18 protein-coding genes and 1 pseudogene are annotated in these 22022 nt (G+C 70.1%); 7 read left to right on the plus strand and 12 right to left on the minus strand.

Annotated features, from left to right (window positions below):
• Positions 1-20 precede the first annotated feature (20 nt).
• Complete coding sequence (locus ACH4U8_RS37765) at positions 21-1289, minus strand: hypothetical protein (RefSeq protein WP_395782706.1); 1269 nt, start codon at positions 1287-1289, stop codon at positions 21-23.
• Positions 1289-2116: a ParA family protein gene (locus ACH4U8_RS37770; protein ID WP_079026817.1), complete on the minus strand. Its 828-nt coding sequence runs from the start codon at positions 2114-2116 to the stop codon at positions 1289-1291. The genes ACH4U8_RS37765 and ACH4U8_RS37770 overlap by 1 nt, the downstream gene beginning before the upstream one ends.
• A gap of 4153 nt (positions 2117-6269) precedes the next feature.
• Between ACH4U8_RS37770 and ACH4U8_RS37775 the strand changes: the two genes are divergently transcribed.
• Together ACH4U8_RS37775 and ACH4U8_RS37780 are read left to right on the plus strand one after the other, a co-directional pair.
• Entirely contained in the window at positions 6270-6707 is a 438-nt protein-coding gene (locus ACH4U8_RS37775; RefSeq protein WP_395782707.1) for a VOC family protein, read from the plus strand.
• Between the two features lie 377 nt (positions 6708-7084).
• The gene (locus ACH4U8_RS37780) at positions 7085-7507 is read left to right on the plus strand and encodes a transposase (RefSeq protein ID WP_395782708.1); all 423 of its coding nucleotides are present in this window, start codon (positions 7085-7087) and stop codon (positions 7505-7507) included.
• A 325-nt stretch (positions 7508-7832) separates the two neighbouring features.
• On the opposite strand, the gene ACH4U8_RS37785 is transcribed toward ACH4U8_RS37780, so the two are convergent.
• Together ACH4U8_RS37785 and ACH4U8_RS37790 are read right to left on the minus strand one after the other, a co-directional pair.
• Complete coding sequence (locus tag ACH4U8_RS37785) at positions 7833-8126, minus strand: hypothetical protein (RefSeq protein WP_395782790.1); 294 nt, start codon at positions 8124-8126, stop codon at positions 7833-7835.
• 47 nt (positions 8127-8173) lie between these two features.
• Positions 8174-8278, minus strand: a pseudogene (locus ACH4U8_RS37790) (IS5/IS1182 family transposase); the annotation flags it as partial.
• A 581-nt stretch (positions 8279-8859) separates the two neighbouring features.
• On the opposite strand from ACH4U8_RS37790, the gene ACH4U8_RS37795 reads away from it, so the two are divergent.
• Entirely contained in the window at positions 8860-10341 is a 1482-nt protein-coding gene (locus ACH4U8_RS37795; RefSeq protein ID WP_395782709.1) for an amidase, read from the plus strand.
• A 685-nt stretch (positions 10342-11026) separates the two neighbouring features.
• Here ACH4U8_RS37795 and ACH4U8_RS37800 read toward each other — a convergent pair.
• The gene (locus ACH4U8_RS37800; RefSeq protein WP_395782710.1) at positions 11027-11368 is read right to left on the minus strand and encodes a hypothetical protein; all 342 of its coding nucleotides are present in this window, start codon (positions 11366-11368) and stop codon (positions 11027-11029) included.
• 888 nt (positions 11369-12256) lie between these two features.
• Positions 12257-13087, minus strand: coding sequence for a helix-turn-helix transcriptional regulator (locus tag ACH4U8_RS37805; RefSeq protein ID WP_395782711.1), 831 nt, complete (start codon positions 13085-13087; stop codon positions 12257-12259).
• A gap of 120 nt (positions 13088-13207) precedes the next feature.
• Between ACH4U8_RS37805 and ACH4U8_RS37810 the strand changes: the two genes are divergently transcribed.
• The gene (locus ACH4U8_RS37810) at positions 13208-14275 is read left to right on the plus strand and encodes an aldo/keto reductase (protein ID WP_395782712.1); all 1068 of its coding nucleotides are present in this window, start codon (positions 13208-13210) and stop codon (positions 14273-14275) included.
• Positions 14276-14358: 83 nt separating this feature from the next.
• Here the strand turns inward: ACH4U8_RS37810 and ACH4U8_RS37815 are convergent, their stop codons facing one another.
• Together ACH4U8_RS37815 and ACH4U8_RS37820 are read right to left on the minus strand one after the other, a co-directional pair.
• Positions 14359-14730 (minus strand): RidA family protein, encoded by a 372-nt coding sequence (locus ACH4U8_RS37815; protein WP_395782713.1) that lies wholly within the window; start codon positions 14728-14730, stop codon positions 14359-14361.
• A 394-nt stretch (positions 14731-15124) separates the two neighbouring features.
• Positions 15125-15391, minus strand: coding sequence for a hypothetical protein (locus ACH4U8_RS37820; protein WP_395782714.1), 267 nt, complete (start codon positions 15389-15391; stop codon positions 15125-15127).
• A gap of 738 nt (positions 15392-16129) precedes the next feature.
• Between ACH4U8_RS37820 and ACH4U8_RS37825 the strand changes: the two genes are divergently transcribed.
• Positions 16130-16600 (plus strand): GNAT family N-acetyltransferase, encoded by a 471-nt coding sequence (locus ACH4U8_RS37825; RefSeq protein ID WP_360319167.1) that lies wholly within the window; start codon positions 16130-16132, stop codon positions 16598-16600.
• Positions 16601-16932: 332 nt separating this feature from the next.
• Here ACH4U8_RS37825 and ACH4U8_RS37830 read toward each other — a convergent pair whose 3' ends face one another.
• Complete coding sequence (locus tag ACH4U8_RS37830) at positions 16933-18438, minus strand: MFS transporter (RefSeq protein ID WP_395782715.1); 1506 nt, start codon at positions 18436-18438, stop codon at positions 16933-16935.
• 144 nt (positions 18439-18582) lie between these two features.
• On the opposite strand from ACH4U8_RS37830, the gene ACH4U8_RS37835 reads away from it, so the two are divergent.
• Positions 18583-19560 carry an Lrp/AsnC family transcriptional regulator gene (locus ACH4U8_RS37835; protein WP_395782716.1) on the plus strand — a complete coding sequence of 326 codons (978 nt, stop codon included), beginning with the start codon at positions 18583-18585 and terminating at the stop codon, positions 19558-19560.
• Between the two features lie 54 nt (positions 19561-19614).
• Here ACH4U8_RS37835 and ACH4U8_RS37840 read toward each other — a convergent pair whose 3' ends face one another.
• Genes ACH4U8_RS37840 through ACH4U8_RS37850 form a run of 3 tightly spaced genes read right to left on the minus strand, consistent with a single transcriptional unit; the run spans position 19615 to position 21325 of the window.
• Positions 19615-20151: a hypothetical protein gene (locus ACH4U8_RS37840; protein ID WP_395782717.1), complete on the minus strand. Its 537-nt coding sequence runs from the start codon at positions 20149-20151 to the stop codon at positions 19615-19617.
• Entirely contained in the window at positions 20148-20738 is a 591-nt protein-coding gene (locus ACH4U8_RS37845) for an RNA polymerase sigma factor (protein WP_395782718.1), read from the minus strand. The genes ACH4U8_RS37840 and ACH4U8_RS37845 overlap by 4 nt, the downstream gene beginning before the upstream one ends.
• The gene (locus ACH4U8_RS37850) at positions 20735-21325 is read right to left on the minus strand and encodes a DUF3995 domain-containing protein (RefSeq protein WP_395782719.1); all 591 of its coding nucleotides are present in this window, start codon (positions 21323-21325) and stop codon (positions 20735-20737) included. Before ACH4U8_RS37850 ends, ACH4U8_RS37845 begins: the two co-directional genes overlap by 4 nt.
• A 170-nt stretch (positions 21326-21495) precedes the next feature.
• On the opposite strand from ACH4U8_RS37850, the gene ACH4U8_RS37855 reads away from it, so the two are divergent.
• The gene (locus ACH4U8_RS37855; protein WP_395782720.1) at positions 21496-22011 is read left to right on the plus strand and encodes a nuclear transport factor 2 family protein; all 516 of its coding nucleotides are present in this window, start codon (positions 21496-21498) and stop codon (positions 22009-22011) included.
• Positions 22012-22022: the final 11 nt, after the last annotated feature.

Consider the following 22022-nt stretch of genomic DNA (forward strand, 5'->3'; position numbering starts at 1 on the left):
CCGCACCCGCCGACGGCGGATTACTGCTGGGGCGAGAAGATCTCGGGTCGGCCGAGGGCGCCCTCGGCGTCGAGGCGTTCGAGGAACAGTTCGACGGCGGCCGAGAACAGGTACACGACCAGGCCGCGCTTTTCGGTCGCGGTGAGTTCGGTGTCCAGGTCGCGCGCGAGTTCGTACACGGCCGGGCTGACCCGGTAGCTGGAGGACTGGCTCGGGTCGGTGATCCCGCCCCTGGCACGCAGGAACGAGCGGATCATTTCGATCTGCTCGTCGTTGTCGTCCGGGAGTTCGAGCAATGCCGCGTTGAGGTAGTGGCCGAGGGCCAGCCGGCGGTTCTGCGACGAACGTTTGTCGGCGGTGAGCCGCTTGCCCAGGCGTGCCTTGACGTCGGGCAGGAGCCGGAATCCCCAGGTCTCCCAGCCCTTGGAGTTTATCCGCGCGTCGAGAAAGCTATCCAGCAACGACGCGTGTGCCGACTGCCCTTCGGTGGAGCCGGTGGCGACCGGGGCCGGTGTGGCGGGCGCCGGAGCGGGGGTGCTGCGACGGGAGGAGCGGGCGGCCGGGGGCTTCGCGGACGTCGACGCCTTGGCGGGCTGGGTCGCCGGGGCCTGGACCGGCTCCGGTGCACGGGGCGGCGGCTCGGCGACCGGGGGCTGGGGCTCGCTTTGGGCCTGGGTGGGCTGGGGGGTGGGTGCGGGGGCCGGGGTGGGCTCGGGTGTCGGCTCCGGGGCGGGGGTGGTGTGGGCTGCCGGCTCGGGGCGCGGGGTGTGGGCCGGCTCGTGGGTTCGGGCCTGGGCCGGGGCCGCCGGTTCCGGGGTTGCCGGCGCGGTGGCGGCCGGCGTGGGTTCCGGCGTGGGTTCCGGCGTGGGTTCCGGGGTGGGTTCCGCGATCTGCTGTGGGGCGGGGGCCGGTTCCCGGGCAGGCTGCGATGCCGCCTCGGGGGCCTGCGGCGCTTCGACGCGTGGGGCCGCCGGGAGCGGGGTCTCCTCGGCGGTGGGTGCGGCCGCCGCGTGGACCGGCTCGGGTTCCGGTACGGGTTCCGGGGTCGGCTCGGGTACGGGTGCCGGTACGGCCGGTGCCGCGTTCTTGAACGGTGGCCCCGAGGTGGTACCGGCGGACCCGTTGCCGCCGCCCATCTGTGCCAGAAGCGCTGCCGTCGAGTCGGTGCCCGAGTTGAGGAAGCTGCCGTTCATGGCGTCCTGGAGCGCCGCGGCCAGGACGGACGACTGGACGGCAGGGGCCTTTCGCGCTTTGGCCCTGGACTTGGGCGCGGGCTTCTCGTCTGTCATCAGGCTGCCTGCTTCACACGGTCGAACAGTTCGATGGCCAGCTCGGTGTAGGCAACGCTCGCGGCGATGTTCGGTTGCTCTATGCAGACGGGGCGCCCGATCTCGTACGCCTGCGAGATCCGGCTGTCCCGGCGGATCTGCGTCTGGAAGGGGTCGAGGCCGTAGTCGGCCAGCCGCTGCTCGACCTGGTCGTCCTCGCTGGTGCGGCGGGACGGGGCATTGGCCTTGTTGATGACCGTGCCGATGAAGCGCGGCTCGCACTCGCCGAGGGTGCGCTCGGAAGTGGCCGCGGTCAGGCCCTTGATCACCGCGGCGCCCTGAACGGTCGCGTACAGCGGTTCGCACACCGCGACCACGAAGTCGGCGGCGGCGAGGGCGACCGCGGACAGGGCGCTGACGCTGGGCGGGGTGTCGATCAGAATGATCGTCGGAGTGCGCCGGATCGGTTCGAGGATGCGACGCAGGATCCCGGTGGTGGAGAAGTCCATCCCGGCGATCTTGCGCTCGGCGTCGACCATCGTGCTTTGCACCGAGCCGAAGAGGCTGAGGCTGCCGGTGGTCTCGAAGGACTTGAGCAGCTCGCTGCGGTCGAAGATCATCTCCGGCACGTCGGGCGTCATGCCGTTGAGCTGCGCGTACAGCGCGAAGCCGACCGAGCGCTGGGGCTGCGGGACCACGCCGAGGGCGACGCCGGCCTGGGCCTGGGGCTCCAGGTCGACCACGAGAGCGTGAAAGCCGTTGATCGCCAGAGCGCTCGCGAGGTTCACCGTCGTCGTCGTCTTCCCGGGACCCCCCTTCTGGCTGGCCACCGCCACAACTGCACCCATCGTGCGTCCTCTCGAAGTAGAGCGACCGAACGCCTGCGGGAGCCGGGTTTCTGCCGGTGGCCTGTCAGAGCCGTCCGCTGCACCTGACAGGGAAGACGACGCACCTCCGGGGTAGCTGCTCGATACTTCCGTCGGAAGCCCGAAAGCGCAACGAACCAGGATCTAGCGGGCAGAACCTTCAAGACGTCCTTGAGGGGTCCGGCCTAAGTTTTGTCTGTCAGGTTAGCAGCGGAATCCCAAAATTCACTGTGACACTCGGAAAACCCACCCGTATGTCCCGGTTAACCCGTTTGGTCGGCCGAATCAACGCCCCCAACAGACTCTTTTGGCGCACGAATTGGCGATGGAACTCTCGATTTATGGGCCATCTGTTCGACATATCGAGACACAGGCCGAATCCTCACCTCCGCCGGCCGACCCCAAGGACACCCGGACGGGCCGGCCACATCACCCCTTCGCGCGTGGTCTGTCGCTCCGGGGGGCGAATCGGTCGGGAGACGGCCCTTGGGCGGGCGGACGGATTGCGCACACCGGGCTGCGGAGTTGGGCGGGTTGCTTGGGCTGATCCGGGCTGATCCGGGCTGATCCGGGCTGTGCCTGCTGTGCGGTGCGGGGGCTTGGGTTGGGTTGGGCTGTGAGGGGGTGGGTGGCCGGTCCGGTTCCGGGTGGGGCGGCCCGGGTCGGGTTGGCTTGGTCGGCGTGAGATGCGCTGGGTCGCGTCGCCTGGGTTGGGCTGCGTCGTGTGGTGTGGGCCCAGGCGGGTTGGGCCCAGGTGGGCTGGGCGGGGCCGGGTTGGCCCGGCTTGGGGCGCCGTGGCTGGGTTGGGGCCAAGTCGAGCCGGTTGGGCCGGGTCATGCCGGTCCGGAGTGTGTCGCGCGGGGTTGTGACGTGCCGAGTCTGGCCCGTGATGGGTTGGGGCCTGGTCGGGCCTGGCCATGCCCGCCACACCGGGTTGGGTCGGGCCGGCAGGGCTGCGCCGCCGAGTTGGGCCGAGAGTGGACGACCCAGGCAGGTGGGGCTCCCCCGCATCCGGGCGGCGCAAGCCGGTGCGCCGAGCCGTGGGTCCGAACGCGAGACCAACCCACGGACGAAATGGCGACGTTGCGAGACCGCCCCCATCTGTGCCGGCCGGGAGCAACCACACACGCTCGTCCGTCGGTTTGTCCGTCTGTCCGTCCGCCCGCCTGCCCGTCCGCCCGTCCAGGTGTCTGTCCGGGCATCCAGGCACTCGTTGCAACAGGCGCTCGTCGGTGCGTGTGTTCGCCCGTCCGTCCGTCGAGTGTCGGTGCCACGTGACCAGCGGGTGTGCGACGGATCGTTCTGTCGTCCGTGAGAGGCGTCCAGCGGTCGTTCCGACGTTCGGCTGTGTGCTTCGCCCGTCCGGGCCGCCACAGAGCCGCAGAGAGGCCCTGCCGGCCGTAGCTCCGTACAGCGCGAGCTTGTGTGTGTCGGCCGCACGCCGATACGAAGGCCGACCCGCCTGTGGTTCGTTCGGGCCGTCGGTCGGTCGTGTGCGGCACGGTTCGAGCGAGCCATCGTGCCGGTCGCAGATCGCGCCGACCGTCCCGTGAGCCGTGGCTCGGTTGTTCGCAAGACTGTCGGATCGGGCCGAACGTAGGTCCGGCCACAGGTCCGGCCACAGGTTCGGCCACCCAGCGCGCGGCCCACCGTGCGGGCGGCGGATCGATCGATCCGCAGACACGGCCGGCCGTCCGCTCGTCGTTCGGCCCGACCGCCCGCCGTTCCGGCCGCACACCCGCCGACACCAACGCAGAGCGTCTCGTCCACCCGGCCGCTGCTCCACCGTGCCGACCGTCCGAACGCTCATCCGTCGTTCCGTGCGCCCGAAGGCCGACCGAGCCACCGCTCGCTCCGTCCGTCGGTCCATCCGCACGCCCGCAGAGCCGTCCCACCGCCCATCCATTCGTGCACCCGTACGCCCGCACCTCCGCACCTCCGCACGCCCAGCCACGCACCCGCCCGAACACCCGCTCACCCACCCGCAGACCCACAGGTACGCCCACCCGAAGATCTACCCGCCCATCCGGCGATCGCTCGATCCATCCACAGAAACACCCGCCCATCCGAAGGAACGTCCGCCCGCCCCGACATCCCTCCATCCAGCCGCACATACATCTGTGCGCCCACCCGGCCGTCCACCCGGCCGGCCACAGATCCGTAGATCCATCCGACCACCCATCGTTCGGCCCGCCCGCCCGTCCTCCCGAATACCCGTCCACCCGTCCGCACACAGTCACAGCCATCGCAATGCCCGCATCACCATCCGTCGTTCGCTCCATCCATACGTCCGCACATCCATCCGTACGGTCACCCGCCCATCTGCACATCAGCCCGTAGATCCATCCGCCCGTCCATAGATCCGCACACCCATCCATACGGCCGCAGCAACACCCGCCCGCACACACGCCCGTACACCCGCCGTTTTAACGTTGCAAGTTAAAGAACATATCCCGTAGCAGTTTGCAGAATACTTCTCGCTCTATCATCACGCACATCTTCCCATGCGATCTACGATCCATCTTCCGACCCAGTGTCATGGACATTCATCCGAACATGTTGCCATGCAGTTCACGCCTCAGTCTCCGTTGCATGTTGCGTTGTATGAGTTGTGAACTTGTGAAATATGCAGCTCGGAGCCATGATCATCTGGACTCCAGTCGGTTGGTCTCGGGCGTGCCAAGCCGTGATACCTGGCCACTATTCCACCGAGATTGACATCAAGGATCCGCTCCAAAAGCCGTCCCTGCCCCTTGCTGAAGCCGTGGTTCTTCCGCGCTTCAGACCTTCCCAGCCCTGAATGACCCTTCCGATTACTGTCTTCAACAGCACCTCGATAGCAGCTCGCGCGCCGCAACCGTGCTCGCACCCACATTGAACGCACGCCTCATGACGGCGGATCCCACCCGATCCACACAGGCGCGATTCGCAAGAGATACAGCCCGCACGCGTGCCACCCAGAGGTGATCAGATGGGGATCAGCGATGTCCCTCATCCCACGTGTCCCGCAGAGTATCGCGAGCTCTGCGCACCATCGGCACGCTGTGAACAGGTTCCCCAGCCTGTAGGGACGCGTACAGAAGAGAATTGAGGGGCCGTCCAGTGACGGTCAAGCGGCTCGACGCCAAGCGGCTTGGCGGCCACCACCCTGGCAAGGATCCCCCCGCGCCAAAGGATCCATCCGGCGAGCCCACACTCGGGGTTCCTCACTCGGATGTTGATGGGCCATCATCACGGCCAACTCGACGGACCTAAGGATGACCATCACCCGTCAATACCCGGGTCTGCCGCACATCAGCACGCCGACCACCACCCCTCGCCGCCGTGCCTTCTCGGCGCACTCCCCTGCCGACCCCTCCGGGAAGAGCGCCGCCTGACGACTGCAAAGCTGCCGAGCAAAGCAGGTGGACGCGCGCGGACTCAACCGTACGGAGGCTCGACCGCGAAGCAGATGCCATCTCACATGAGCGCGCGCACGCGACCACAAGTAGCAGAAGGGTCACTCCACACGCAGATGATCTATGCGTGCAAGGCCCACGCGCCCACCGCCCGCTCCGCACGATCCGAACGGCCTTGGCCTGGGAGCTTTCCCGAACGACGACATTTCTTGGGTCCCGCCCTCAAGCAAGCAATCCCCCACGCGGTGCCGAACCGACCCGGTGTCGACTCGCAGGTTGTCCTGGACCGATCAGCCGCGAGACGTCACTCGCCCCAACGCACCTGGCGCTTGCACCTCACCAACGCACCCGACCGCCTCGCGCCCCCCACCCACCTCGAAGCACCCTTCGGCCTCCGCCCGGCACACGTGAGAGTGACGATTCGGCAGGATCGGTCCGAGACCTGCCCTCGGGGCCCGATGGACCCCCTCTGACCTGCGTATATGCGGGAATTCCTGTGTATGCCCGCAGCCGCCCGTGGTCGGTATGATCCCCTGCGCCCCTCAGTTTCGGCCTCTTAGACCGGCACACACGGCATCGTCGCAGGTCAGAGCGTCGTCGAAAACGCTTTCTCATGCCTTTCAGCCAGTGTGAGAGACCCGGCCGGCCGCCAAGCAATGACGGCTCACCGGTGACGTAGTCGTCTGGAGGTGTCAGAGGTGCGCGGTAACGTCGCCGTATCTGACAGGGAGGGCCGCATGACGATCAGGTGGAGCCTGACGATCGACTGCGCGCAACCAGCGAAGCTCGCCAGGTTTTGGGCGCTTGCCTTGGGCTATGCGGAGAAGCCCGCGCCCACAGGGTTCGGGAGTTGGGAGGAATGGTTCGCTCACCATGGGATCCCGGAGGACGAGTGGGATGAGGGTGCGTACCTCTCGGATCCGGACGGGGCGGGTCCCAACCTCTCCTTCCTGCAGGTGCCCGAGCCGAAGGTTGTGAAGAACCGGCTGCACTTGGACGTGCAGGTCGGCGGCGGTCGTGAAACACCGTGGGAGGTGCGATGGCCACGTGTGGTGGAAGCGGTGGGGCGGTTGACTGCTGCGGGTGCGACCGTGGTCCGGGAGGACGATTTGCAGGGCAGGCCCGATCACGTGGTGATGTGCGATCCGGAAGGAAACGAGTTCTGCCTGGTCTGACGGATGTCGGCTGGGGTCGGCCTGCGGTGGCGGCCTGTTCTCGCGCCGCCCCGGTGCCGGCGAGCCGGTAGGACTCGGCGCCGGTCCGCAGCTTTCCGCAGCTCCGGCCAGACCGACTCCAATGCGGCCTTCACCGCCCGGAATCCGACTCCGTGCTCCCGTATCAAGGCCCGGTACGACACCCCGGGCATCAGGCGGATTGCGGCGTCCAAGCCGACTTTGGACTTCGGCGGCGCCACCGCAGCCTGCGTCCTGCAGAACACGTCTGTGCTCCCACCCCAAGCGCCGAACCGCTCCCGCCAAGAGCGGGGTCCGGGATGGGATGGTCATTTGATGTGATGTGATGTGGGTGTTCGTGGGGGCTCGATCAATGGCCGGTGGAAGCTGATCGAGCCGTTGTTGCCGGATCGCACGCCTCGGCGGGCGGGCGGTGGACGGATCATCGTGCGGTGTTCGACGTGGTGGCGTTCAAATACCGCAACAACCTCGCCTGGCGTGACCCGCCGGCGGAACGCCCGCCGTGGCAGACGGTGTTCGACCGGTTTGCCTGCCGGGCCCGAGACGAACCCGGCAGCGCGTCCCGTCGCGCTGCAATCCCGGGCGGATGCCGACGGGGATCCGAATCGGCTCGTCGGCGTCGACTACACGACGGTCCGTGCGCATCGGCACGTGGCGGCGCTCGAAAAGGGGCGCCCGTCGGCGAGCCGGCCGACCATGCCCTCGGCGATCTCGCGGTGGACCGACGATCAAAGCCCACGACGCGGCCGACGGCCGGTGTCGTTCGCTCGCGTTCGTCGTGATCGCCGGACAGGCGGGCGACGCGCCGCAGTTCGAGAACGTCATGGCCGTGATCCGGGTCCCGTGCGCGGTCGGTCGCCTGCGAGTGCGCCCGGACGTCGTTGCTCGCCGACCGCGCGTACTCGTCCCGGGCGATCCGCTCCCACCTGCGCAGACGCGGGATCCGCGCGGTGATCCCGGAACCCGCCGACCAACGAGCCGATCGCACACGACGCGGCCGCCGGGGTGGCCGGCCGCGCTGCCTACTGTCTGCGCAACCCTGCCGGTCACAGCCACTCGTTGATGGCCGCTACGAGGACGGTGGCCTCATGGCGGATTGCGGGCTTGCTAGTTGCCGGGCCGTCCTGCCGTGAGCACGAGGGGCATGGGCTTCTGTCCCTGCTTGATGGCCGGGTGCGGCTTGGTGGTGAAGCCGCCGCGCGAGCGTCCGAGGGCGTGATCATCGGGCTCGGCGACGACCCCGACTGGTGGTTCCTTCCGCAGTTCACCCTGCTTGCGCCCGGTCGCGTGCTGATGAGCGCGGCACACCGTGGAGTGGAAGATCCCGTGCCGGGTGCCGTCCCTCTGCCATTGGCGGAACAGGTCATGGACCCGGCCCCATGGTCCGTACTCGACGGGCACGTCCCGTACGGAACACCGGTGCGCAGCCGGAATCGTATGCCGTCGATCGGCCGCCGCCGAGGCCGGACGGGCGGTTGTTCTGTCCGCGTCGCCTTCGGCAATAACGGCTCCGGCACCGCCCACTGGTCATCCGTCAGATCTCCGCGCCCCATGAACCGTGATCATCCAACGTTCAAGATCCACTTTCGGCACACGGCCCAGACCGGTGCGAACCGTCCGGGCTTTGCTCGGCCGCACCGAGGCTGCCCGTGCGCGGCGAGTAGTTGCGGCGCGACCGGCTGGAGCCAGGCACCAACCTTGCCGAGGCGACGAGGGCCTGCGAGGACGCCAAAAGCGCCTGCGACGCCTTCGTGGAGGCCGCCGCCGTGTACTTCGCCCGCACCGCCCGAGCGTCCCGCCACCCAGGCCGGCCACGTGCTCCTTGGCGTGAACGGCAGAAGCTCAGGACCTCCGATTGTCCGGGGCCAAGCCGAGCATTGCGCTGCGGGCTCGGGGCCGCCGAGGTCACTCACTGTAGTCGTTGCTGGGGTCGAAGTCGTAGGCGGGGTCGGTGAACAGCCGACCCGGCCGGTGATGCGGACGATCCCGGATTCCACGAATGCGCAGGTCATTGGGTGCAGGGTCATCCGAAAAATGCAAGGGCTCTGCCGCCCTCGCGCTTGACTGTGATGTCCCTCACATTTTTGGCCCACCATGATGAAACGATTCCATAGACTGTTCTTACGGTGAGTGATTGCCGTGGATCAGGCTTTACCTGGAGGTTTGCATGACCGATCTAACATTCAGCTCCGCAGGTCAGCTCGCTGCCGCCGTCGCGGCGAAGGAGGTGTCGAGCGTCGAATTGCTCGACCACTACCTCGCCCGGGTGGAGAAGCTCGGTCCGCAGGTGAACGCCGTTGTCGCCCAGGACGAGGAGGGTGCGAGGGCTGCGGCGCTGGCGGCCGACCACGCGGTCTCCCGCGGTGAGCCGCTCGGCCGCCTGCACGGTGTCCCCGTGACGATCAAGGACAGTCTTGAGGTTGCGGGCATGCGGACCACCGGAGGTTCGACCCGCTGGGGACATCACGTCTCGACGCACGACGCCGAGTCGGTCGCGCGGATCAGGAACGCCGGAGCGATCGTGTTCGGCAAGTCCAACATGCCGCCCGACGCCCGGGACTGGCAGACCTACAACGAGATTTACGGGACCACGAACAATCCGTGGGACCCGACCCGCGGACCGGGCGGTTCGTCCGGCGGATCCGCCGCGGCACTCGCCGCGGGACTGACCGGACTGGAACTCGGCGGCGACACGGCAGGCTCGATTCGGGTGCCTGCCCACTTCTGCGGCGTCTACGGGCTGCGCCCGTCGTTCGGGATCGTGCCGAGGTACGGGAGTGTCTCTGGACATGCTCCCGGGACGCTCGCCGATTTCGACATGGCGGTACTCGGCCCGCTCGGCAGGCACGCCGATGACCTCGACCTGGGTCTCGACGTGCTCGCAGGAGCAGACCACGACCGCGCCCCGGCATGGCGACTGGAGCTGCCCGCCGCCAGGGCGAACTCGCTGCGGGAGTTCCGGGTTGCGGCATGGCTCGACGACCCGTTCTGCCCCGTCGACAGCGAGTTGGTCGAGATCATGCAGGCGGTGCTGGAGGCCGTTCGGGCCGAGGGCGCTGCCGTGGTCGAGGGCAAGGGGCCGGTCGGGCTCGACGAGACGATGGCTCTCTATCAGCCGTTGCTGATGGCGCAGAGCGGGCTGGTCGAGCCGGACGAGTCGTATGCCGGGCTTGTGGACCTTGCCGCGGCCGAAGGGGCCGCGGGCGGGTTCGCGTCGGACCTGACGGTCAGCTTCCGTGAGTGGCACGCGCTCGACGAACGGCGGCAGCACTCCCGCCGCCGCTGGGCCGAGTTCTTCCGCGACGTCGACGTGCTCCTGTGCCCGGTGAGTCCTACGGCTGCCTTCCCCCACGACCATCGACCCGATCCGAGCTGGTCGGTCCGAACACTGCGGGTCGACGGCGCCGAGCGGCCGTATCGCGAGATGCTCACGTGGATGGCGCCGTCGTCGGTCAACCATCTGCCCGCGGCGGTGGCGCCTGTCGGGACGACCCGGGACGGGCTGCCGGTCGGCATTCAGGTGATCGCGCCGTACCTGCACGACCGCACCGCGGTCCGGTTCGTGCAGCGCCTTGCGGAGGTGATCGGCGGGTTCCGCCGTCCGCCGGGATTCTGATGCCGCCACCGGGCTGCCCGCCTGCGCTGTAGCGGCGGGCGACCCGATCGCCGCGTGATGGTCGAGTGCGGAGCACTTCGCCGGCCGAGGGTGCCTACGGGCAGGCACCCTCGGCCGGCTCGGTCGTGGTCGACCCGGTCCACGAGCGGGGAGGCCCTTGGCGCGGAGATGCCTGGCGCGAGTGTCGCCGGGTCAACCGTGGACGGGCTGAAGGGGGTGGCCTCGACTTCCAGTGGTCCGGCGAGCGGTAGTGGCGATACCTGAGTACGCCGCGTGATGGCAGCCGGTGGCTGTCCGGCTCGGCCGCTTCCGGGTGCTTGCGGGGTGCAAGGCGACAGTGGCGGCTTGGCCGAGGGGCTGTCGAGCGGTTGGCAGTGGCCGAGGAGTTGGTGGTGGGTCGAGGGCACAGCGGTGACGCGCGGGGTGCTGTCCCGGCCGCGCCGCCGTACGGTCACGCCTTGGTCGTGCGGCCCGCTCGGCGGGCTCCGGGTCGCTGGTGCGGAGGCAGTCCGCGACCTTGCCTGGCATGTCGAGAACGACCGGCAGCTCCGGGGCCGCGGCGCCTGGTGGGCAGTTGTGCGCCGGCACACCGCGTCCCGCAGCGCGATCAGGATGTACAGCTCGTACGGGATGCGCTCGACCCGGCCCTTGTCGTTCACCACGCCCGCCCGCTACAGCCCGGGCATCACCCCCGCAAGCGCCACCGTTTGTGCCGGATCGATGAACGCCCCTCCTTCAACGGCTGCTTCGGATACAGCTTGAGCAGGTCGATCGCATCCATCACCGGCCGGTACGCGGGTTGTTGCACTCCAGCTCCAGCGCACCCGGCAGCGGCGAGAGCATTTGCCGCCAGTGCGCCGAGTACGACGACCACAGCACTGTGCGAACCCGCGCCTTGTACGGGTTTCGTTCGTCGCAGCCTCCGCAGCCAGGGCTCAAGCGTTGTCTCCCCGCCGACCACCGGGTAGATCACCCGCCGCACCGTGCCGGACGGCTCGGACAATGCCGGCCCGGCAACCCACAGCAAGCATGTCCTCCTTGCCCCGGATCCTTCCTCAGCTCGGCGTTCGGCTCCCTGTCGACCTTCCGCTCTGCTCGCGTGTTGATCTTCGGCACGAGCTGCATGAGCGGGTCCATCCGCGAGTCGGTGATCCCCGTTTGCCGCACATGGCACAGCGCGGCTGGGAGCGTGAGGCTGCGGGCGGGCTTCATTCGCTCCGGATTCGCCGGGTACTCCTTCAACGCCCGGCGCCCGCCACGCCTCCACCAGCTTCTCCTGCACGTCCGCGAATTGGTCCGTGGGCAGCTCCAGCCACCGCACCTGCTCCAGCTTGTTCACCTCAGCGAGCAGGCTCTCCAGCCTCGGCGCCCGGGCCCGGTCTTCAACTCGGCGCAGTGCGAGGGCCCTGCGGCCGGGAGCGGGTGTATGCGAGATTCGCTCACTCTGGTGCGGCAGAACCGGGCCTCGGAGTCCGTGACCGCCCGGCCCACCAGCCGCTGGACCTTCGCCGGGGCCGGCGGCTCAATGCGGCTATTGCGGCACCGGGCCACCACCGCTGCCATCGGGCGCTCGCGACAGAGCTCCATCAAGTACAGCTCCGCGGCGGGCCACTCTGCCGGTCGTTCCTGGTTCTCCTGAGTACCCGCGCGGAATCCTTGGTGGGCGCCGCTTTCGTTCTCGTGTGGGCTACTCGGCGGGGGCGTGTGGGACGGTGTTGCGCCGAGTCGTCGTCGGCGTTCGGTTCGGTGGTTCGCGGTCGAGGACCGCCGGCTACGGTTGGACCGGGCTCGGGATCGGCGCGTCCCCCCGATGGCGAGGCCGCGCCGTGCGGCCCCTTTGTGGCTGCCCACGGCCGCGTGTTGGCGAGCGGGGCCGGCTCGGTTGGGGTGTGGGTGGGGGTGGGAGGGGTCGCGGTTACCGTGGGGACAGGCGGTTCAGTGCGGACTGGCTTTCGTCGTCTGCGGCGCGGTAGATCACCAGACGTTGGTCCTGGTCCTGGAGCGGCGTGAGTACTTCGAAGTGCAGTGCGATCGCGCCCACGTCGGGGTGTCGCATCAGTTTGTGTCCTCGGCCGTTGACCCGGACGTCCTGTTCGTCCCACAGTCGCGCGAATTCCTCGTCGTGTGCGGTGAATTCGGCGATGAGGTCGGTCAGTGCCCGATCCTCGGGATGTGCGGCCCAGGCGGCGCGCAGGTGGGCGATCCCCTCTCGCACGACGCGTTCGCGGTCGACGTAGAACTCGCGAATCTCCGGATGCATCAGGCACAGCCACATCGTGTTGCGCTGCGACGGCGGCAGGGTGTCGAAGTCGACCAGCAGCATGGCCATTTCGTTGTTCCAGGCCAGGATGTCGTAGCGGTGGTTCAGCAGCATGGCCGGCAGCGGCGCCAGGTCGGCGACCAGTCGGGCCAGCGGCGGTGCTGCGGCGGTTGCGAGCTTCTCGGCCTTGCGGGGGCGGTGCCGGGCCAGGTCGAAGAGGTAGGCGCGTTCATCGGGGGCCAGGCGCAGCGCTCGGGACAGCGCTTCCAGTACGTCCACCGAGGGCCGCAGGCCGCGGCCCTGTTCGAGTCGCACGATGTAGTCGATGCTGACCCCGGCCAGTTCGGCGACCTCTTCGCGGCGCAATCCCGGGGTCCGCCGGGACTGCCGACGTGACGGCAGCGCGAAATCGTCCGGGTCCAGGCGTTCGCGCCTCGTTCGCAGGAACGCGGCCAGTTCGTGTGTCGCATCCATGGTGCGGGTCATCACCGTCGAGCGTACATCCAGGGTGGGACCGGCCTTCCCAGGAAGTTCCTTCCCTTATCCCCGGCTCGCGGCGTCCACAGACTGATTCTCGACGACGGATCACGAGCACAGGAGGACACGATGTCACTCACCCTCGACAGCTACCGGCTGCTGGGCCGTTCCGGGCTGCGGGTCTCACCGCTGGCTCTGGGTGCGGCGACCTTCGGCACGGAGTGGGGCTGGGGCGCCGAGCGGGACGAGTCGCGCAGGTTGTTCGACCGCTACATCGAGCACGGCGGCAACTTCATCGACACCGCCGACACCTACACCGGTGGCAGTTCCGAGCGCCTGCTGGGCGAGTTCACCCGCGACAACCGGGAAAGCCTGGTGCTGGCGACGAAGTACTCGACGCTGCGGCGGCCCGGCGATCCCAATTCCGGGGGCAACCACCGCAAGGCTCTGTTCTCGTCGGTGGAATCCAGTCTGGGGCGGTTGAATACGGACTACATCGACCTGCTCTATCTGCACCTGTGGGATTTCACGACGCCGGTCGAGGAGATCCTGCGCGGGATGGACGATCTGGTTCGGCAGGGCAAGGTCTTGTACGTGGCGATCTCCAACATCCCGGCCTGGCAGGTGTCGCGCATGCAGGCGATCGCCGACCTGCGCGGCTGGTCGCCGCTGGTCGCGTTGCAGATCGAGTACAACCTGATCGAGCGCACCGGGGAACGCGACCTGATCCCGATGGCCCGCGAGATGGGGTTGGGGGTGATTCCGTGGTCACCGCTGGCCGGCGGGGTGCTCACCGGCAAGTACGGCCGCGACGACCTGAACGCCGCTGCCACCACCGCAACCGGCGACGGCACCCGCAGGAGCGTCACCATCGCCAATGGCGCGCTCACCGAACGCAACCTCGCGATCGTGGACGTCGTGAGGGAGGTTGCCGCAGAGTCCGGCCACACACCCGCCCAGGTCGGGCTGGCCTGGACTTTGCGGAACCCGGATGTGACGGCAGCGATCATCGGCGCGCGCACCTCCGCGCAACTGGAGGACAATCTGGGCGCGCTGGGGGTCGACTTCACCGCCGCCCAGGCGGCCCGGCTGGACGCGGCGAGCGCGATCGACCCGGGCTTCCCGCACGCCATGCTCGCCCGGGACACGACCCTCGCGTTGACCCGCGGTGACCTGAGGGTCGAACCCCGCCGCTGAGGTGCGCGCGGTGGGGCGGTCGGCGCGTGGGTCGTGGGCGGTGGGTCCAACGCGTGGGTCGTGGGTGGTGAGTCCAATTGGACTCATTGGACGGGCGGCTGTGGGCGGACCGCTGTTGCGTCGACCTCGAAGAGCATGTCGGGGAGGGCCAAGGCGGCGACGCCGAGCAGGGTTTGGGCCGGCGGCCGGTCGCCCCAGATGCGGGTGATCACCGCGAGGAGGGCTTCGAGCTTCGCGTGGTCGTGATCCACGATGTAGGTGCCGAGGCGGGCCACGTCCCGGAAGCCCAGGCCGGCCGCGGCGAGGGCGGTGCCCAGGTTGGCGAAGGAGCGTTCGACCTGGGCCGCGAAGTCGGCCGATTCGACGGCGCCGGTCGGGTCGGAGCCGTACTGGCCGGCGATGATGACCAGGTCGGGGTTGGGGGCTTCGACGATGTGGCTGTAGCCGAAGGTCACCGGGTTGTGCAGGTCGGCCGGGTTGGTGATGCAACACCCGGCGATCCACCCCGGCGGCCGACACGGCGATCACCGGCGCAGCGAACGCCGCAACGATCCCGGGCGCGGTGACCATCAGCCCGCCCGCGCCTTCCGAAACGCCGAACGTGTCGCCGACGGGCGTCAGGAGGCCCACGGGCAGCAACTCGGACGTCATGAGCGAGAAGATGCCAAGCGCGACGGCCCCCACAGCGAACGAGGCCCGCAACATCGAGGGAGGTTCCGGCGACGGCGGCGGCCGCGGCCGGGATGGTGCTGGTGACGGAGGTTGTGACTCGGCATGGGCTTGGGGTCTGGGGCGGGGGCTGGAGCGTGACGGCGTGGGCGCATTGGAGGGGTGCCTGGGCCGGGGAGGTCAGTTTCGGAGGGTGAGGGAGCTGGGGGATCCGGGGGTTCCGGGGATCAGGCGTGTGGTGGGGGGCCAGGGGCCGCCAGCGTTGGAGATGCCTCCCCAGGGGACGACTATGGCGCGGGTGGCGTTCTTCTTGTGGGTGAAGACGAACAGGGCTCCGGCGCTGGAGAAGTAGTCGGAGCCGCCGGCGCTGCCGTCGGGGAGGTCGAGGCGGTCGCCGGTGGCGGTTTCGATGTCCTTCGCGGAGGCGCCTTCGAAGAAGACGTACACGTCGTCCCAGGCGAGGTGGTCATGTCGCGGATGGCGCCTTCGCGGCCGTGTTCGCCCAGGTCCTTGATGCCGGCGACGAGTCGGTCGTAGGCCTTGCCGTTGATTTCGACGTCGATGCGGTTCGAGTCGCCGCATGCGGCCAGGAGAAGGCCGAGGACCAGCGCGAGGGTCGCGGCGGTGGCGCGGGTGCGGTGGCGCGTCGACTGACGGTCGATTCGTTGGCGACGCGGCTTTCGGGGTTGCAGCCGCTGTTCCGGGGCTGGTCGTGTGGGGCGTCTGCGGGTGGCGCTCCGTCGGTGGGGGCAGGGGTGGGGCGGGTTTGGGGATCACGGTGGGATGGCTGATTTGTTGCGGGTCGCTGTCGGACGACGAGGTCGTTGTCGTACAGGTCCATGGCCTCGTTGCTCATTGCCCTTCCCGGGGCTGACGCAGTCACGTTGAGCGCGAGGCCAACAGCGCCCGGGGCCGTTGGGACGGGTTTCGGAAGTGGATCAAGGTCGGGTGCCGCGTGCGGATTCCCTTGTGGGCGGGGGAGGTTCGGGACCGCGACGCGGGAGCGGGTTGGTGAGGGCCATGGCTTGGGCTTGCTGTCTCGGCCGGCCGGCGGGCGACCTTGTCGCGGTCCGGTGGGTGCGCGGGGGCGAGGGTGCGGTGGAGGTTGTGAAGCATGGATCCCGTGGCCGATTGCTCTGTGGGTGGGGCGGGAGAAGTGGTTGACGGTCGGTTTACGGTGGGTGGATGACGAGCGCGCTTCGGTTGGGTGCGGTTACGGCGGACAACGTCGATGTTGCGATGGGGTTGAAGGTTCGGCCCGATCAGGAGCACTTGGTTGCGCCGGTTGTGAAATCCCTGGCTCAGGCGTATGTGTATCCGGACAACGCTTGGCCTCGCCTCATCTTCGACGGTGATCGAGCTGTCGGGTTTGTGATGGCCTTCTTCGACATCGATTTCGCGGAGGACGGCGCGGGCCCCGATGTTCGCTCGGGGTTGTGGCGGCTCAACATCGCGGCCGGCGAACAGGGCCGGGGCTACGGGCGTTTCGCCGTCGAGTCCGTGGCCGCCGAGATCCGCCGTCGCGGCGGTACGCGCCTGACCGCCACCTGGCATCCGGGGGAAGGCGGTCCCGAGGGCTTCTACCTGGGGCTCGGCTTCCGCCTGACGGGCGAGCTGCGCGGGGACGAGATGGTCGGGGAGTTGGGGTTGGCCTAGAGCATGTCTTGGGTCTCCCGTCGGGTACCACGACCCCGGCATCCGCCCTTCGGGCTCCTCGCTCGGTTCAGCCGACCCAACGCGTCGTAGGCGAGCGTGCGTTCGGCGGCGTCCCAAGGCAGTCCGCCCGGCACGATCGTGGGGCGGTAGGTCGGGTGGGTGGGCGCCGACGGGTGATACCCGGTGCGTCGACGGCCCGTCGCTTGGCGAGTCCCTTGTGGCCAACGGAAGTTGCGCGTCGGACGGCGCGGCGGGACCGGCGGCCGGGGTGGGCCGACGGCGGCGGCGCGCTCGGCCCGGCCGAGCGCGCAACACGCCCCGGCCGAGTCGGGTCAGGGGGTTTCGTCGGTCGTTGGGGTTGGAGCGGTTCGGCCGTGGCGGTGGGTGGTCATCGCGTAGGCGGTCGGGACGGTTGCGGCGAGGAGTGCGGCGGCTGCCGCCAGGGCGTGTTGTGCGCTGGGGCCCGCGGCCTGTCCGGAGCCGTGGCCGGTCAGGTAGATGCCGCCGACGACGGCGACGCCGAGGGTGCCGCCGAGTTGTTGGGCGGCGTTGAGCAGTCCGGCCGCGGAGCCGGTCTCCTGCGGCGAGACGTGGCGCAGCGCGGTGGTGAAGAACGGCGCGGTGAACAGGCCCACGCCGAGGCCGGCCAAGGCGAGGGCGAAGGGCAGGCCGAGTGGGTAGTGGCCGGCGGGCGCGACCCGGTAGGCCAGGGCTGCGGCGGCGATGCCGGCGGCGAGGCAGCCGATGCCGGCGTGCAGGACGCGGGTGCCGTAGCGGGGGAGCAGTCGGCTGCCGGCGGCCCAGGAGGCGACGGCCAGGCCGGCGGACCAGGGCAGCAGGGTGAGGCCGGCGGCGAGCGGGCCGTTGCCCAGGCCCAGTTCGAGGTGCAGTACCACGGTGATCATGACGCCGTTCATGACGGCGAAGAACAGCGTGGAGGTGGCCAGCGCGGCGGGAAAGACACGGCCGCGCAGCAGGGACGGCTCGACCAGCGGGGTGCGGCCGGCCGCGGCGGCGCGGCGCTGGTGGGCGGTGAATACGATCAGCACGAGGGCGCCGAGCGCCGCGGCGGCCCAGGCGCCGGGACCCGGTGCGCCGGTGCCGGCGGTGAGCGGGCACACCAGCAGGGCGATGCCGACCATGGCCAGCGCGGTGCCGGTCGGGTCGAGGCGGGGAGGTACCGGTGCGCGGTCCTCGCGCAGCCGCGGGGCGATGGCCAGCACGGCGGCCGCGAGCGGCAGGTTGACCAGGAACACCGCGCGCCACGAGGTGCCGAACAGGTCGGCGTGGGTGAGCACACCGCCGAGGACCGGGCCCAGGACCGCGGACAGCCCCATGACCGGGCCGATGGTGCCCAGTGCCTTGGGCAGTTCGGGGCCGTCGAACATGGCGCGGATCAGGCCGAACGTCTGGGGGATGATCAGGGCGGCGGCGGCACCCTGCGCCGCGCGTACGCCGATCAGGACGCCGGCGGTGGGGGCGAGCGCACACGCCAGCGAGGTGAGGGCGAACGCGGTGACGCCGATGCGGAACACCCGGCGGCGGCCCGCGATGTCGCCGAGGCGGGCGGCGATGAGCAGGCCGAGGGCGAAGGTGAGGGTGTAGGCGGCGCTGTACCAGGGGATCGCGGCGGCGGGGCCGCCGAGATCGGCGTGGATGACGGGGCCGGCGACCTGGACGATGGTGGCGTCGAGGAGGTTCATCGCCTCGGCGGTGAGCAGCGCGATCAGGGCCGTCCACCGCCGGCGGTAGGCGACGGGAGCCGGCGGGCCCGGTGGCGCGGCCGGGGTGTCGTGGGTGGCGGTGCCGCCGGCGGGCGTGGTGGCGTGCTCGGTCATGGGATCCCCCGTGAGTGGTGTGCCGCGCCGGTCGACGTCCCGGCGTCCTGCCTGACATCACCCTGGTCCGGCGTCCGGATCCCGTTCCACTTTTGGTGCTCGGATCGATGATTTCATCCATCCGAGTCGGATATTTTGAGGAGCATGCTCGAACTGGACGATCTCGACCGGGGCCTGATCCACGCCCTGCACGTCGATGCCCGCGCTCCGTTCACCCTCATCGCCGACGTCCTCGACTCCTCGACCCAAACCGTGGTGCGTCGCTACCGCCGCCTGCACGCCGAAGCCGGCCTGCGGGTGGTCGCCCTGCCGACCCCGCGCAGCACCCGCGCCCACCAGTGGTTCGTCCGCCTGACCGCGGCCACCCGCACGGCGCACGACATCGCCGTCGCGTTGGCCCGCCGCCCCGACACCTCATGGGTCCGGCTGACCTCCGGCGGCACCGAGATCGTCGCGATCATCCACACCGCGCCCGGCGGCCCGGACGCGCACTCCCTCCTGCTGCGCGACATCCCACGCACCGCCGGCATCACCGCGGTCTCCGCGCACTACCTGCTGCACACCTACCTGGGCGGGCCCACCGCGTGGCGCGGCCGGGTCGGCACCCTCACCTCCGAACAGCAGGCCCGGCTGCGCGCCCACGACGCCCCGGCCGCCGACGCCGCGGACGGCGACCCGTACCCGCTCACCGATGCCGACCTGTGCCTGCTGGCCGCGCTGCGCGAGGACGCCCGGGCCGGCTACGCGGACCTGGCCGCCGCGACCGGTTCCACGCCCGCCACCGTGGCCCGCCGGCTGAGCCGACTGCGTTCGCGCGACGCGTTGTTCTTCGACATCGACATCGAACCGGCCTTCCTCGGCGCCGGCGTGTCCGCGCTGCTGTGGATGCAGGTCGCGCCCAGCCGCCTCGACCAGGTCGCCACCGAGCTGGCCGGTCACGCGGAACTCGCCGTCGTCGCCGCCACGACCGGCCCCACCAACCTGGTCGCACACGCCCTGTGCAGCGACGCGGAGGCCCTGCACCACTACCTGATTCGCCGGGTCGCCCTGGACGCCATCACCCGCATCGAGACCGCGCCGGTGCTGCGCACCTTCAAGGCCGCCGCCACGCTGCGCGGCTGACGTGGCGCCGCCGGCGCGGGAACGCGGAACGCGGCGAAATCGTGGGCGGTTCGCTCAGCCGGCCTTCACCGTCGTGTGCAATCGGGCCAGGGCCAGGCGTAGTTCGCGCTCCGCGCCGATCGGCACGATGGCGGCTCGACCCGGTACCCGGACCCCACCGGTGAGCGCGACCCGGGTCGTGTCGTGCTCGGCGACCGCGGCCATGCCGATGATCACGAATCGGCTCTGCAGCCAGCACCACCCCGGGCGCAGGATCCCGTCGAAGCGGGCCCGCATGCCGTAGCGGCTGCGCGCGTGGGCCTCGACCCGATCGCCGTCGCGCCGGGACACCCGGACCCGGCGCATGTCCGGCTGGAACCGGCCGAAACCGTGCTCCAGGTCGCCCATCACCGCCCAGACCTCGGCGAACGGCGCGGGCAGCACACCCTCGACCACCCGGGCACCCGCGATGCCGGCGGTCAGCGCCCGCAGCCGGGCCACCGCGTCGACGTGGACCGGCCGGATGCCGGTGGCCTCGCCTGCCGCCGGTGTCGTTTCGGCGGGTTGTCCGTCGGGCGATCCGGTGTTGTCGGGGTCGAGTGGCTCGGTCATGCCGTCCACATCCTTCGGAATCCCGCCCGGGCGCGATGCAACCGGGACTTGACGGTGCCTTCGGGGACGCCGAGCAGGTCGGCGGCGGTCTGTTCGTCCAAACCCTCGACGTCGCGCAGGACCAGGACGGCGCGGTGCTCGGGCGACAGCCTGCCCAGTACGTCGTCTATGTCGGTGGCCAACTGCGGGTCGCCGGGCGCGTGCGGTTCGGTGGCCTCGACGGGGGTGTCGCGCCCGGCGCGGCGGGCGATCCGGATCGCCTCGCGCACGGCGATCGCCCGGACCCAGCCGTACAGCGCCTCCGGTTCGTCGAGGTTGCGCAGCGCGCGGAAGACCACCACCAGCGTCTCCTGGACCGCGTCCTGACGGGCGTCCGGGGCGATCGGACCGCAGATGGCGGAGACGTAGGGGATCAGGTGGTCGAGCAGGTCGCTCATCGCGAGGGTGTCGCCGCGACGGGCGGCGCGGGCGAGGGCGACGCCGCGGGTGCGCCGGTCGGCGGCGCGGGCGACGCGGTCCTCGGCCCGACCCCGGGTCGGGTCCCGGCTCGGGTCTTCGGTCCGGCGATCCGGCACGGTGGTGATCATCTCCCGGTGGCCCGGGGCCGGGGCGCTCGGCTCGACGTCGGGCGGAATCCGGTCCGGGCCAGGCGCGCCGCCGCGTAGCCGAAGGTCAGGCATACCGGCGTGTAGACGGCGAGGTTGAGGCGGTGGAACGTACTGTCCGGGTCGGTCCCGATGCCCGCCGCCCAGACCAGGCCCACGGTGCCCCGGATCGCGAGTCCGGCGGCGACCGCCGCGGTGATCAGCGCGCCGACCCGGCCGCCTCGACCCCGGCTGTGCGCGAACACGCCGACGGCGCCGGTGCCGAGCAGCGCGCAGAGCGGCAGCAGGGTGCGCGGGGTGAACGGGACGTCGGCGTTGAGCAGCCCGCGGGAGAGTGCCTCGGTGCCGTCGGCGGGCCAGGTCGAGCCGGTCGCCCAGAACGCGTGCAGGAGGGCATCGGCGGCGAGCAGCGCGGCCACCGCCGTGCCGGCGCGTCTCGCAACGCCGGCGGTGGCAGTGGAGGCGGTCGGCGCGGCGGTTCCGTCGGGTCGGGTGGGTTCGGCCGGTTCGGTGCCTTCGGCACCTTCGGCAGGCTCGGTGCCTCCGGCGGCTCCGGTGGTGATGTCCACGACGCGGTCCCCTCTCCGGGCTGACGAGTTGTCAGCCGGTCGTCGGGAAGAGGACGCCGGGCCCGAAAAGGTTCCGTGTGACGCCAAGCACACCGCAGGGAGGGTGGTGGCGAAGCGTGACGACCGATTGCCGCCGGCGGGTGGGTGGTTCGAGTGGTCACGATGGGTTCATGAGTTTCGACAGGACGGCCCCGACGAGGACGACCGAGTCCGCGTCCATGCCCCGACCCGAGCCCGGATCCGAACCCGAGCCCGCACCCCGACCCGAACACGATGCGCGTGCCGTCCTGGAGGCGTTCTTCGCCGCCGAGGCCGCCTATATCGGCGCCGGTGGTCGAGGCAGGGCGAGCTTCGCCGAACTCGCCGCGTGTCTCGCGCCGGACGTGGTCATGTACCAGGCTCCGGGACTGCCCTACGGCGGGCCCCGGTACGGTCCGAGCGGGATCGAGGACTTCATGGCCGCGATGAGCGAGGCGTGGCGGGAGATGGAGTTCCTCGAACAGCGCTTCGCGGTCGACGGGGAGTCGGTGGCGATCCTGAACCGGGGTCTGCTGACCGCACGGGCCACCGGGCGGGTCCTGGACACCTGGGTGATGCAGATGATCACCGTTCGGGACGGCCTGATCACCGAGATTCGCCCGTTCTACTGGGACACCAAGGCGGTGGACGCGGCCCTGACGCCCTGATGTCGCGGCGC

The sequence above is a fragment of the Embleya sp. NPDC020886 genome, assembly GCF_044333915.1.
Taxonomy (GTDB): Bacteria; Actinomycetota; Actinomycetes; order Streptomycetales; family Streptomycetaceae; genus Embleya.